At 41.5% G+C, this 11964-nt stretch carries 9 protein-coding genes and 1 riboswitch; of the genes, 2 read left to right on the forward strand and 7 right to left on the reverse strand.

Features of this window, described 5'->3' with window-relative positions:
• Positions 1-2: 2 nt before the first annotated feature.
• Positions 3-1904 carry a tetratricopeptide repeat protein gene (locus tag LP316_RS02985; protein WP_193022610.1) on the reverse strand — a complete coding sequence of 634 codons (1902 nt, stop codon included), beginning with the start codon at positions 1902-1904 and terminating at the stop codon, positions 3-5.
• Positions 1905-1993: 89 nt separating this feature from the next.
• Positions 1994-2077, forward strand: a riboswitch (cyclic di-GMP riboswitch).
• Positions 2078-2249: 172 nt separating this feature from the next.
• Complete coding sequence (locus LP316_RS02990) at positions 2250-4016, reverse strand: DUF885 domain-containing protein (protein ID WP_193022611.1); 1767 nt, start codon at positions 4014-4016, stop codon at positions 2250-2252.
• 212 nt (positions 4017-4228) lie between these two features.
• On the opposite strand from LP316_RS02990, the gene LP316_RS02995 reads away from it, so the two are divergent.
• Positions 4229-5236: a GGDEF domain-containing protein gene (locus LP316_RS02995; RefSeq protein ID WP_193022612.1), complete on the forward strand. Its 1008-nt coding sequence runs from the start codon at positions 4229-4231 to the stop codon at positions 5234-5236.
• Here the strand turns inward: LP316_RS02995 and LP316_RS03000 are convergent.
• From LP316_RS03000 to LP316_RS03015, 4 genes are all read right to left on the reverse strand, one after another.
• Positions 5223-5684 (reverse strand): DUF523 domain-containing protein, encoded by a 462-nt coding sequence (locus LP316_RS03000; protein ID WP_193022613.1) that lies wholly within the window; start codon positions 5682-5684, stop codon positions 5223-5225. The genes LP316_RS02995 and LP316_RS03000 overlap by 14 nt on opposite strands.
• The gene (locus tag LP316_RS03005) at positions 5684-7279 is read right to left on the reverse strand and encodes a GGDEF domain-containing protein (protein ID WP_193022614.1); all 1596 of its coding nucleotides are present in this window, start codon (positions 7277-7279) and stop codon (positions 5684-5686) included. The genes LP316_RS03000 and LP316_RS03005 overlap by 1 nt, the downstream gene beginning before the upstream one ends.
• Before the next feature lie 68 nt (positions 7280-7347).
• Entirely contained in the window at positions 7348-7674 is a 327-nt protein-coding gene (locus LP316_RS03010; RefSeq protein WP_193022615.1) for a DUF3630 family protein, read from the reverse strand.
• Positions 7662-9134 carry a protein adenylyltransferase SelO gene (locus LP316_RS03015; protein ID WP_193022616.1) on the reverse strand — a complete coding sequence of 491 codons (1473 nt, stop codon included), beginning with the start codon at positions 9132-9134 and terminating at the stop codon, positions 7662-7664. Before LP316_RS03015 ends, LP316_RS03010 begins: the two co-directional genes overlap by 13 nt.
• 472 nt (positions 9135-9606) lie before the next feature.
• On the opposite strand from LP316_RS03015, the gene LP316_RS03020 reads away from it, so the two are divergent.
• Positions 9607-9906 carry a c-type cytochrome gene (locus LP316_RS03020; RefSeq protein WP_193022617.1) on the forward strand — a complete coding sequence of 100 codons (300 nt, stop codon included), beginning with the start codon at positions 9607-9609 and terminating at the stop codon, positions 9904-9906.
• A 77-nt stretch (positions 9907-9983) separates the two neighbouring features.
• On the opposite strand, the gene recQ is transcribed toward LP316_RS03020, so the two are convergent.
• Positions 9984-11804, reverse strand: a complete 1821-nt coding sequence (gene recQ / locus LP316_RS03025; RefSeq protein ID WP_193022618.1) for a DNA helicase RecQ — start codon at positions 11802-11804, stop codon at positions 9984-9986.
• Positions 11805-11964 lie beyond the last annotated feature (160 nt).

Here is an 11964-nt window from a genome sequence, read left to right on the forward strand (position 1 = left end):
CGTTAAGTTTTTAATTGTTCTTGTTCTTTGATTGAATCGGTTAGTCGCGATAAAAAGATATATGGCTCGATATCTTGCACCGTTGGTGAATCGACCGCGTAGTTAAAATAGACCACAAAATCGCCTAGATTAGCAAAAAATCGCACGCGTAACGCTTCGGTTAACGCTTTAATTTTTACTTGTACATCATCGAGTGTTTGATGTGGAAATATTAACAAATATTCACTGTTATTGAGTTCACCAGCCAAATCAAACTCATCAATATATTCATTTACCACAGTGGCAATCGATCGCTTTGCCTCATCTAAGCCTTTGCGATTCGTTCGAAACAATAAGTCATTCCAATTTGTCACTTTAATATACGCGACACAAATTGGATACTCATAACGACGGGCTTTTTTAAACGCTAATTGGTACATCTGCTTGGTTTTTGTACTACTGGCTAATATATCAACTGGCGACTCGTGTTCTTTATAAGCTTGTGAGTGTTTATCCCGCCTGCGCATCAATAATAACAATACGAGTAAAGCCACCAGCAAGACATTAAATACTGACAAACTAAAAATAAGTTGATTTTTCTTCTGATAGCGCAGGTTATACTCTGCTTCTAACTTCGTCTTATCAGCTATGTCTAGGGCTATTTGCCTTGCTTGCTGTTGAGGTACATGGGGAGAAACCTTAGTGAAGCGATATTGATTCAATGACGCAATGTGTTTTTCCGATGCCTCTAAGTATTTCTGCTGGTACTGCCACGCTAGTTGATATTTCGCCTCATTCGCATACATCTGGCTAAGTAATTGATATAGTTCTATTTGATCCGACGTTAGCTCCATATTTTTCGATAGGCTTTCGGCGCGTAATAACAAGGATTTTACGTAATCATCTTCGGATAGTTCAAAAGACACTTTCGCCAAATTGATCAGTGCGGTTAAATACGGCTTAGTCAAATTTTGACCATTAAAAATGCTCTCAGCACGTTGTAAACGCTGTTGAGCATCAATCATACTACCTTGATCAAATAGTACCAGCCCTAGCCCCAACTCTGCGTAAGCTAAACGAATGGGTGCTTCGACTTTTTCAGCCTCTACCCGAGCTTCCCAATAAGCATTATAGGCATCGTCTAGACGCCCCATCTTCCAATAGGCTGAAGCCAACGAGTAATATGTGTTACCTAGGCGCTTAAGCTGTTTGAGTTCAAATCGCAGCTTCAATACCTTTAAATGTATGCTAACTGCCGTGTCATAATCTTCGAGATAATGATAGGCAACAGCGAGAATTTCTAACAACTCAATTTGTTGTGAGTAACTGCGAAAACGAAGGGTAATACGGTTAATCAGTTCGAGCTCAGCAACTGCCTCTTCATACTGTGAAGTTAAGGCAAAATAGACCGCTCTATAACCATGAGCTTTTAGTCGGCTTTTGATATCTTCTTCAGTGGCTAAATTAAGAACTTCATCGGCTTTCGTTTTAACTTTTTCAAATTGACCTTGGCTGTAGTTAGCTAGCGCCACTTTCAACAACAGCTCTAACTGAGTTTTTCGATCCAGTGAAATGACCTTTAAACCGTCGAGAGAAAACTGCCGCGCTTGCTCCATGTCGCCTTTACTTATCGCAACATCAGCAAGCAACACATAGGTTTTAGCGATAGTATCACCGTGATATAAACGGCGCGAGCGGATCACCTTTTGGGCGAGCGCCACCACTTTATCTGTGGCTAAGTAGTCGCTTCCTTTTTCGTAATAGGCGTCGATAAGCTCGGTATTTTGGGCAACACTTTTTTCTTCACTCGACTGTGCTAACACGAACTGAGCACAACAGAGCAAGATCAGGCCTATAAGCCCCTTTGTCCAACCTACCACTAATATTTGCCCCTTTGACACTGCGTTCAAGATGAATATAACCATTTTCTCAACTTTAACACAGCCACTAAAATTAAAGCTAGCGCTCTATTTACTTTAGCTTTTGATTCACTATAATGGCGGTTGAGTACTGTTACTCGAAAAGGCAAATTTGGTGAAAGCCAAAGACGCAAAGTTACCGGTCTACGGGCATAGCCTAAGACAGCGGGACTACCGAACTTGATACAGTGGGGGCTTATCTTTTTTGATAGGACTAATGTTTCCGGTACTTTGCAGCTTGCTTTTCGCTTCTTCTCGTCAATATCTGACGATATTCATCCCAAAAACCAAACATAGTAATGCAGTTACTGTAGGCACTTTGCCATGCAAAGCACCCACAATGACTTAACACTATTTTTGCTGAGCTTCCCTGTCAGCAATATAGTTTTCAATAATCAACTCAAGCATCGACAATGGCATCGAACCATTTTTCAATATTTCATCGTGAAATTCTCGTAGATCAAACTGCTGACCTAAACGCTGCTCCGCATCTTTTCGCAAGCGTTTAATCGTCAGCTCACCGATTTTGTATGAAAGCGCCTGACCGGGCCAAGAAATATAACGATCGATCTCTGTAGTGACATTATGTAGTGATAATGCCGTGTTGCTGGCGAGAAAGTCGATCGCTCGTTGGCGTGACCAACCCATTTGATGCATGCCCGTATCGACTACCAAACGCGCCGCGCGCCACATTTCATAAGTTAAGCGACCAAAATCACTGTATGGATCTTGGTAAAAACCAGCTTCTATGCCTAAATACTCTGAATATAATCCCCAACCTTCGCCAAATGCTGAAATATAAGTTTGGTTGCGAAATTTAGGGACGTTCTGCATTTCACGCGCAATTGAGCCTTGCAAATGATGCCCCGGTACGGCTTCATGTAGCGTAAGCGCCTCTAAAACATATAACGGTCGTCTATCTAACCGATACGTATTGACCCAATAATTACCCGGTTGATCATCACGAGACGGGCCTGAGTAGCGACCCGTTGTGTATTTAGGCGCAATATTAGCAGGGACTTCGATAACGCCATAAGGCGTTCTTGGTAGTGTTTTAAATAAACTCGGTAGCTTGGCATCCATTTTCTTGGCGATAAATGAAGCTTCTTTTAACAAGTCTTCCGGTGTTTTTGCATAAAACTGCTCGTCGGTGCGTAAAAACTCTACGAAATCAGCAAAGCTACCATCAAACGCAACGCGATCAATAATGCTCTGCATCTCAGCACGAATGCGCTTCACTTCGGCCAAGCCAATGTTGTGAACTTCTTCGGCACTAATATCTAAGGTGGTGTAGTGCTTTACTCGATTGTCGTAAAACGCGAGGCCATTGGGCATAGCGCTAGCTGCAATATTATCACGAGTATTGGGAATATAATTATTGACCATAAAATCAAAATACTTTTGATAGCTAGCATAAACCTCTTTGCTGATGACCTCTTTAGCTTGTGTGCGCAACGCCGCTTGCTGCTCATCACTGAAGTGTTTGGGCATGTCATTAAATGGACGGTAATAAGTAGATTGTGTAACGTCCTCTTTAATAAATGCGGCAATTGATTGTTCATAACCAGCTAATACGGCTTTAGGTTGGGTAATTCCTTGATCAAGCCCGAGTTGCATCCAAGCCATTTGCTGATCGAAATATTTTGGCAATGCCGCTAAACGGGCAAGATAATCTTGATAATCTTGGAACGTGCTCATTTTAGTTGAAGATGCGATCCAGCTGATCCAGACGTGAAAACCCGATTCTGCGGTAAATGGTGTGTAATGCGACTTAAAGGTGTATAAATCTAATTCATTTTTAATTCGGTAACTCAGGACAGCGAAATTAATTTGCTCATTGGTATCAAGTTGCTCGCGATCAACCTCGAGTAACGACTGATAAATCGCGGCCAATTGGCGGTTGTTTTTGGCCAAGTTTTCTGCTGATAGATCGGGTAACTCAGCGTTGCTTCCACCGGGTTCATTGCGATTTAACGGACTACTAGACTCATTGTAATTATGGTATTTTTCAATAACTTGAGAAAGCTTATCTGATTCGCTAAGTGACTGTTCCACGGTACTCTGGCAGCCGGCGACTAGCATCAACGCCGCGAGTGTCAACCAAGATATAAATCGCATGTTGTGTATCCTTAATGATTTATTATAAGTCTAACGATTATGGCTAAATGCACCAAGCGTTTAGTCTGATTTAACCTTCATTTAACCGTATTGTTGTAAATTACTCGTTAATAAAAACCACTAAACGACGATTTTTTAGCTAAAAATACTAGCAGTTTTACTTACTTTGCTAGACAATAGCTTTAAAAGAATAATAATTAATACATAATACTTTGAAGTATATAGATTCCATTCAGCAAGCTAATAAAAAAATGGCGCTGGCTGCTCAACAGCTAGATGAATGGCGACTCCCTGCAAATCCGATCAACTACACCATCAGCTATGAATACGTTGAAGGTAAAAATGCTTCTCTCATTAATGCCGTACAACAACGTCTAGCTGAGGGCAAAACGCTTGATAATTTCTCGATGGAGGAATTTTATAAACACTATATCCTTGGCCAAAGTAAATTTAGAGATGAGCTTGTCGACGATATGACCGATGTGGTTAGCCAAGTCGATAAAAGTGCGCAGCAATCGGCGCAGCAGGTTGAACGATTTATTAATAAGCTCGATGCCAACTTAGTGCATATTAATCAAGGTGAAGGCGAAAAATCGCAGTTGGCGATCCACAATATTCGTCGTGCTTCAGACGATTTTAAATCACAGCAACAAAGCTTAATTGAGCGCCTACTTGCCTCACAGCAAAAAGCTCGCGCGCTAAAAGCAGAGCTAGATAAAGTTAAGCAAGAAATATATCTCGACCCGATCACCGGTATGTACAACCGCAAGGCATTGCACAAACACTTGGACACTTGGCACAAGCAAGACCCATCACGCCAGCTCGCGGCAATCGTTGTATCTATTGACCAATTCACCGAATTTCACGACAAGTTTGGGCCATTAATCGGCAACGTGTTGTTGTCTAAAATAGCGCAAAAAGTCAGTAGTTATGTTGATGACAGTGGCCTACCTGTGCGAACAACTAACGATGAGTTTTTAATTTTCTTACCTGATATTGATAAGCATATTGCCGGCGAAATAGCGGAGAAAATTCGTCAAGGGGTAGAAAAGTTGCGATTTATCAGCAGTAAATCTGGCGTTAGGTTTCCGAAAATGACGATTTCATTAGGGGTCGACTGTTTCGCAGTGAGTGAGTCGTCAACCGCTTTGATCACTAAAGCCCGTCGTATTCTTAGCCAACACCCCGGTGACACCAGTAATAAAGTCATTCTCGCTTAATTAGGCTGATTAGCTGGTCTAGAGTTTCTTCTGAAAAAACTTGAATACCATTGTCACTTAAGAGCTTTGCCGTGATCCCCATACCTGCAACTTTACGCTGTGAAAAACTGCCGTCGTAAACGAGATTACTGCCACATGATGGGCTTGACTCTTTTAATAAAGCATAGCGAATACCGTGCTTAAGGCATAAAGTAAGTGCACGATGAGCACCTTCAATAAACGCTTGGGTGACATCTTCCCCATCACAGGTTTTCACCTTTTGGCTAGTCGGATTATACTCTGCAGGTGCACGAGGAACACTCAAACCGCCAGCAACCTCTGGGCATATATTGACTAAACGCCCTTGCTGCTGCCATGTTTGAATAATGTTTTGCGCAAGCGGTTTTGATTGACCGTCATAGCGAACGGGCTGCCCGAGAAGGCAACTACTGATTAGAATTTTTTCCATTAAGCTTTATTAACTTGGTCTTGGTGCTGCTCTTCAACATCACTGACATACACCATATTACGCCCCAAGTGTTTTGCTTGATACAAGGCTTGATCGGCTAAGTGAAGCAGTCTCGTTGAGGTGACACCATTTCTTGGATACATCGCAATGCCAATCGATGTCGTGAGTTGTTCGATTTGTTTAGATTGATGACTTACCACTAAATTTTCAACTAATACACGAATTTTTTCTGCTAATAGATAGGCTTCTCGCAAGTTAGTATCAGGGCAAATGATGCAAAATTCTTCGCCACCGTAACGACATGCAACATCCGACATCCGCAAATTGTGTTTAAACACATCGGCGACTAATTTCAACACTTTGTCGCCAGCATCATGACCATGGGTATCATTGAGTTGCTTAAAATAATCTAAATCTATCATCAACAGTGCTAGCGTTGACTTATAGCGAATGGCACCACTTAAACTCTTTTCCAAAGCTTCAGATAAAAATCGACGATTGTAGAGATTCGTCAGCGGATCGCGAATAACCTTTTCTTTCAGGTCATTTTTCAACTGTAAATTAATCAAGGCAATATTTAACTGGGACACAAATTTTAAAATATGCTCAACGCTGTCTTTTGAAATACGGTGTTTATCATGCTTTAAATGAATCGCACCATATTGTTGATCGTCATTAATCAAAGCAACGATTAATGAACGGTTTCTCAGTGTGTAATATTGATTGAGATATTCCCTGCGCGCCTCATTCTTAAACCATGTTTTGCTGATCAGCACTTTACTTGTATAAGCGCTATTTCTACCCCAGCTACCAAAAGGCCTTAACGCACCTGTGGTATTGTCACAAAACAAAACCGAACCTGAGTAACCTGGAAAAATTTGAGGAAAATCGCGTTTAATTTCCTGAGCCGCTTGTGCCAAATTGTCTAACTGATTAATTGACGCGGTTAATTGGTGCATCAGCATAATTTCACGCGTTTTAACGGTAACCGCATGCTTTTGCAACTCTTTAGCTTGTTCGACAGAGATTCGAATATATTTTCGAAACGCGAATAGCATAAGTAAGATCACAGCAAAGGTTAATAAAACCACCCGCATAATCATGCTTTGATCATTAAACCACGCGAATTGGCTATCGGATTTATTGAGCGTTAATAATAGTGCCTGACGCTCATTTAACGGACTCAAATAATGCCAATAATTTGAGGAGCTAATAAACTTTGGCGAAGAGATTGGCGCCCCCGATATAAAGCTCTGCGCTATGCTCGCTTGTTCTTTGTTTGAAAGCTGAATAAATTGATTCTTTCTTGAGAAATTAATGAGATCAATAGCAAGGGCTTGAGGAAGTTTTTCTTGATGATTAAATTGTTGATAGATTGATGTTAGTTGGTCATTTACAGAGGTATTATTTTGCTTTTCCGAAAGCGTATCGAAGTCGACATTAACCAACAAGAGGTTAACCGCTTCGACCATCCTAAATCGAACCCGTTCTTGATTGTTTTGATGATGTTGCCAAACAAAGCCCACCAAGATGACAACGTATACCATCAAGGGAGCTAAAATTGGCAAAATGTAATCAGAAAAACGATACTTCATTGATAACTAACGCATTATTAAGAATAAATCTTTGTTATTGTTAGGCCTAATCAATTCAGTATAGAAGCTTATTCACATTTTGCTAATTTTTTGTTCACATTTTCAAAAATATAACGAAGAGAATCAGTATCTTGATGATTAACCACCTCCAACCAACAAGACGCGCTATAAAGCTCAAAATTAACCAATAAATCGAGCGTATCGACACGAATATGGAAAGTCTCGATATCAGCTCCTTGAGCATGCTCAATGAGTGTGACATCGTCGAATAGAGAAAAAACGTCCTCAGCAAGTGCTGTTACATCATCTTGTCGCCAACTTTGCAGAAAATAAACCTGAATAACTGCTGATGTTTCATGGCGAATATAGTCGACTGAGGTGATTAACTGCTGCATGAGATGTTTAACTCCTTACCCCATTGAGGTGCTTGTTTAGCATAAGCATTATAACGCGGCTGCTCATCAAATGGCGTTGCTAAAATGGTTTGCAACCTAGCAATTTCACTATAATCACCGGCATAAGCGCTGTTAATCGCATTTTGTGCCAAGTAATTTCGCAAAATGTATTTCGGATTCACTTGGTTTTGTCGAATGACGCGCTCGGTGCGAGCGAGTGGATTGTCTCGTAATCTCGTCTTGTATTGGTTAAGCCACTGCTCAATCGGTTGTTGATCAGCAAATTCATCGAGCAGTGCTTGGCAACGCTCAAAACTCGTCTGATGCTCATCAACATAGCTAAGTTGCCTAAACACCCGAGTATAGTCTGCCTGTTGCTGTGCCATTATCGCCAAAAGTTGCCCGATAAGCTCAGTATCACTTTGACGCCACTGACTAAACCCGAGTTTTTGTGCCATCAGCTCGTTGTAATGACTCACTAGCACTGGCTCATAGTGTCTAAGCGCTTGCCTGATTTGCTCGGTATTTAGCCAAGTTGAGAACGTATAGGCGAGGGCATTCAAATTCCACAAGCCAATACTCGGCTGCTGCTCAAACGCATAACGGCCAGTGTGATCCGATGTATTACTGATAAAGCTTGGTTGATAAGTATCTAAAAAACCAAAGGGACCATAGTCAATGGTTAGCCCCAAGATAGACATGTTATCGGTGTTGAGTACACCGTGGGTAAAACCCACCGCTTGCCATTTAGCGATCAGCCTTGCTGTGCGCTCAACAATTGCTTGCAGCATCGCCAAGTGAGGATTGTCGCTTTTGTTCTGCTCAGGAAAATAATGCGTTAAGCAAAAGTCTGCCAGCTTGTTTAACGTCGCTTTTTTATTGTGATGAAAAAAGTATTCGAAGTGGCCAAAGCGAATGTGGCTGGTAGCAAACCGCGTTAATATTGCGCCGGGTTCGGCTTGTTCACGCCACACCTGCTCACTCGTGCTGGTGATGGCTAATGCTCTTGTTGTTGGAATGTCTAACTGGTGCATTGCCTCACTAGCTAAATATTCACGAATAGTCGACCTCAATACCGCTCGACCATCGCCATGGCGAGAAAATGGTGTAATACCTGCCCCCTTGAGTTGTAGCTCGTAGTATTCTCCTCGGTCAGTTTTTAGCTCGCCAATATTCAAGGCTCGACCATCGCCAAGTTGCGGAACATATTGACCAAATTGATGACCGGCGTAGACCTGAGCGGCACTAAAGCCATTTGGGGGTAGTTGTTGACCCGTGATCATCGCTAAAAAGTTTTCACTCTTTGCATGATCAGCACAGATCATTAAATCATTTCTCGCCGTATCATTAATACAAACCAAGTGATTATCAGCAAACACTGAAGCGGCGGCGTGTTGATAAGCCTCTGGAATTGCGTTATAAAATCGATTAGTAAATGAAAACGTTGACTGTGTTGCCATTGTCTACTCGGCTAAATTGAACATGATACCAATCTGGATAATAACATGGTCAGCTCAGAGCTACATCAGTCATTCGAGTACAATCAAAATGTTCTATATATAGTTATTCTATATCTAGAACATTTTGGGCCGTAATCGGGTGACTGATGAGCTCCCGAGGGCTTGGCTAAAAGGCTTTACTACATTGTTGCCTACATGGATGTAGGTTTTTGGGTTAGGTCTGGAACAAGTAACCTGTACTGGTTTTTGAAATGGAATAACCATATCTTAAAAACAAGTGCCGCGTATTAAAGCCTTTTAACTCAAGCTGAGCGACCATTTATTTATCCAGATTGGTATTTTTCTATGATACTTTGTTTTAGAACAAAAAGTTCAGCAAAGATCAGGGAAAATAATCTGGGACAGACCTGTAGTTTTTCCCTATAATTGGCAACAGAAAAATTATATTTATTTAAAAAGAGAGATATTAGCTATGAAAAAAATGATCTTAGCTGCGGCGGCAACAATTGTTATGGCTTCTCCAGCATTTGCAGGCGACCCTGCTATTGGTAAAACAAAATCAGCGACATGTGCTGCTTGTCACGGTGCAAATGGTATTTCTGCTATCCCGATGTACCCTAACCTTGCCGGTCAAAAAGAAGCGTACCTTGCTAAGCAATTACGCGATTTCAAATCTGGTGCACGTAAAGATCCTGTAATGGCGCCAATGGCTATGGCTATTGCTGATGAAGACATCGAGCACGTAGCTGCATACTTCGCAAGCCTTAAGTAATCGAAGTTTCAAATCGAAAGAAAAAGCGTTCAACATGAACGCTTTTTTTATCTTTGTTTTTTATTACACCAAGTAAATTAACCAAGCGATTCAAGGTGCTCTTTGATCACCACTAAAAAAGCACTTCCGTAGCGCGCTAGTTTAGTATCACCAACACCAGTAACATTGAGCATAGCTTGCGGTGTCGTCGGTTGCCGTTTAGCCATATCTGATAACGTAGCGTCGTTAAACACAATATAAGGGGCAATATCTTCAGCCTCAGCAATCGTCTTTCTCAATGCTCGTAGCTTACTAAACAATTGACGATCATAGCTTTTATTACCGGCTTGATCGTGACGCCAATAACTAGCGTTTTGCAGTCTTGGCGATGCCAACATTAATGGCTCCTGTGCTTTTAATACAGCATGTGAGGCTTGTGTTAGCATCAGTGCAGAGTGCTGAGTAATGTCTTGTTGTAAATAGCCCAAGTGAATAAGCTGTCGAATAATTGAAAACCAATAGCCCGGTGTTTTATCTTTGCCAATACCAAACGTTGAGACTTGATCATGGCCTTGCTTGATAATGACCTCGTTTTTCACGCCGCGCAGCACATCGATAACGTATTTAATATCGCCTTGTTGCTCAATGCGATAAACACAAGATAACACCATTTGAGCCACTTGCGTTGCATCGAATTGACTCGGTGGATCTAAACAAATATCGCAGTTGCCACAGGCGTCTTTGGTAAATTGAGCAAAATAGTTTAATACCACTTTTCGGCGGCAAATTTGTGCTTCAACAAAACCACTAATCGCCATAAAGCGTTGCATTTCAACATTTACCCGTTGCTCATTTTCGCCATCACTAATGCGCTTTTTGATCCGCTCGACATCTTTATCATCATGTAAAATAAGCGCCTCAGCTGGCAAGCCATCACGTCCTGCTCGGCCGATTTCCTGATAATAGGACTCTAACGTACGCGGTGGCTCAAAGTGAATGACAAAGCGAATATTCGGTTTGTTAATACCCAAGCCAAAGGCTACGGTTGCTACCACAACCTGTAATTTATCTTTGATAAAGCGGTCTTGGACACTGTTGCGCAATGCTATATCAAGCCCCGCGTGATAAGCGTCAGCATCAATGCCCTGACCTTTTAAATACTCGGTTAAACGCTCAACTTGCCAACGACTATTACAATAGATAATACCGCTGTCTTGCTTTTGTTTTTTGATATAGCGGGTAATTTGCTGATCGCCGTAATATTTTTCAGCTAAAGTTAAACGGATATTGGGCCGATCAAAACTGCCTAAATAAATATAAGGATCGTTGAGGTTTAACTGTGCTAGAATATCTTTTCGCGTAGCAACATCAGCTGTTGCAGTCAGCGCCATCATAGGCACATGAGGAAAATTCTCTTTGACGATTTTAAGGTTGGTATAAGCCGGCCGAAAATCATGGCCCCATTGTGAAATACAGTGTGCTTCATCAACGGCAAACAAACTGATCTTAAGCTGGGTTAAGCACATCATAAAATAGTGATTATTTAGCCGTTCTGGCGCTAAATACAGCAGTTTAATTTGCCCTTGGCTAATACCTGCAAAAATTTGCTCAGTCGATTGTTGGTCAACCGTTGAGTTGATATACGCTGCGCCAATGCCTTGTCGAACCAGACTATCGACCTGATCTTTCATTAAGGCAATCAATGGCGAAATAACAATGGTCACCCCAGGTAACAAGCTCGCTGGCAACTGGTAACACAATGACTTTCCTGCACCTGTTGGCATTAGTACTAATGAATCTCGCGATTGATAGACACTTTCGATGACTTGCGCTTGACCATCGCGCAGCGATGAATAGCCAAATTGATGCTTGAGCGCGTGATTTATATCATCTAAAGAAAAAACAACGGGTGGTAACACGGGTGAACTTGTCGGAGAAAAATATTGGCCCTATTTTACCCGAGTTGACCGATAAAGGTAGTGTAATTTCACCGCACCAGATTAATTAAGCCACTTCATGTGAAGTTAAAAGTGAAGTTAAAATTCCTTAATCCTAAACACAGTGATATGATGCGCGTCT

Origin of the sequence: Thalassotalea sp. LPB0316, from assembly GCF_014898095.1 — a bacterium.
GTDB lineage: Bacteria > Pseudomonadota > Gammaproteobacteria > Enterobacterales > Alteromonadaceae > Thalassotalea_G.

Excerpts from the sequence above, each read along its gene's own strand:
- LP316_RS02985 (WP_193022610.1), bottom strand. The coding sequence starts at position 1,904 with ATGGTTATATTCATCTTGAACGCAGTGTCAAAGGGGCAAATATTAGTG.
- LP316_RS02990 (WP_193022611.1), bottom strand. The coding sequence starts at position 4,016 with ATGCGATTTATATCTTGGTTGACACTCGCGGCGTTGATGCTAGTCGCC.
- LP316_RS03000 (WP_193022613.1), bottom strand. The coding sequence starts at position 5,684 with ATGGAAAAAATTCTAATCAGTAGTTGCCTTCTCGGGCAGCCCGTTCGC.
- LP316_RS03005 (WP_193022614.1), bottom strand. The coding sequence starts at position 7,279 with ATGAAGTATCGTTTTTCTGATTACATTTTGCCAATTTTAGCTCCCTTG.
- LP316_RS03010 (WP_193022615.1), bottom strand. The coding sequence starts at position 7,674 with ATGCAGCAGTTAATCACCTCAGTCGACTATATTCGCCATGAAACATCA.
- LP316_RS03015 (WP_193022616.1), bottom strand. The coding sequence starts at position 9,134 with ATGGCAACACAGTCAACGTTTTCATTTACTAATCGATTTTATAACGCA.
- LP316_RS03020 (WP_193022617.1), top strand. The coding sequence starts at position 9,607 with ATGAAAAAAATGATCTTAGCTGCGGCGGCAACAATTGTTATGGCTTCT.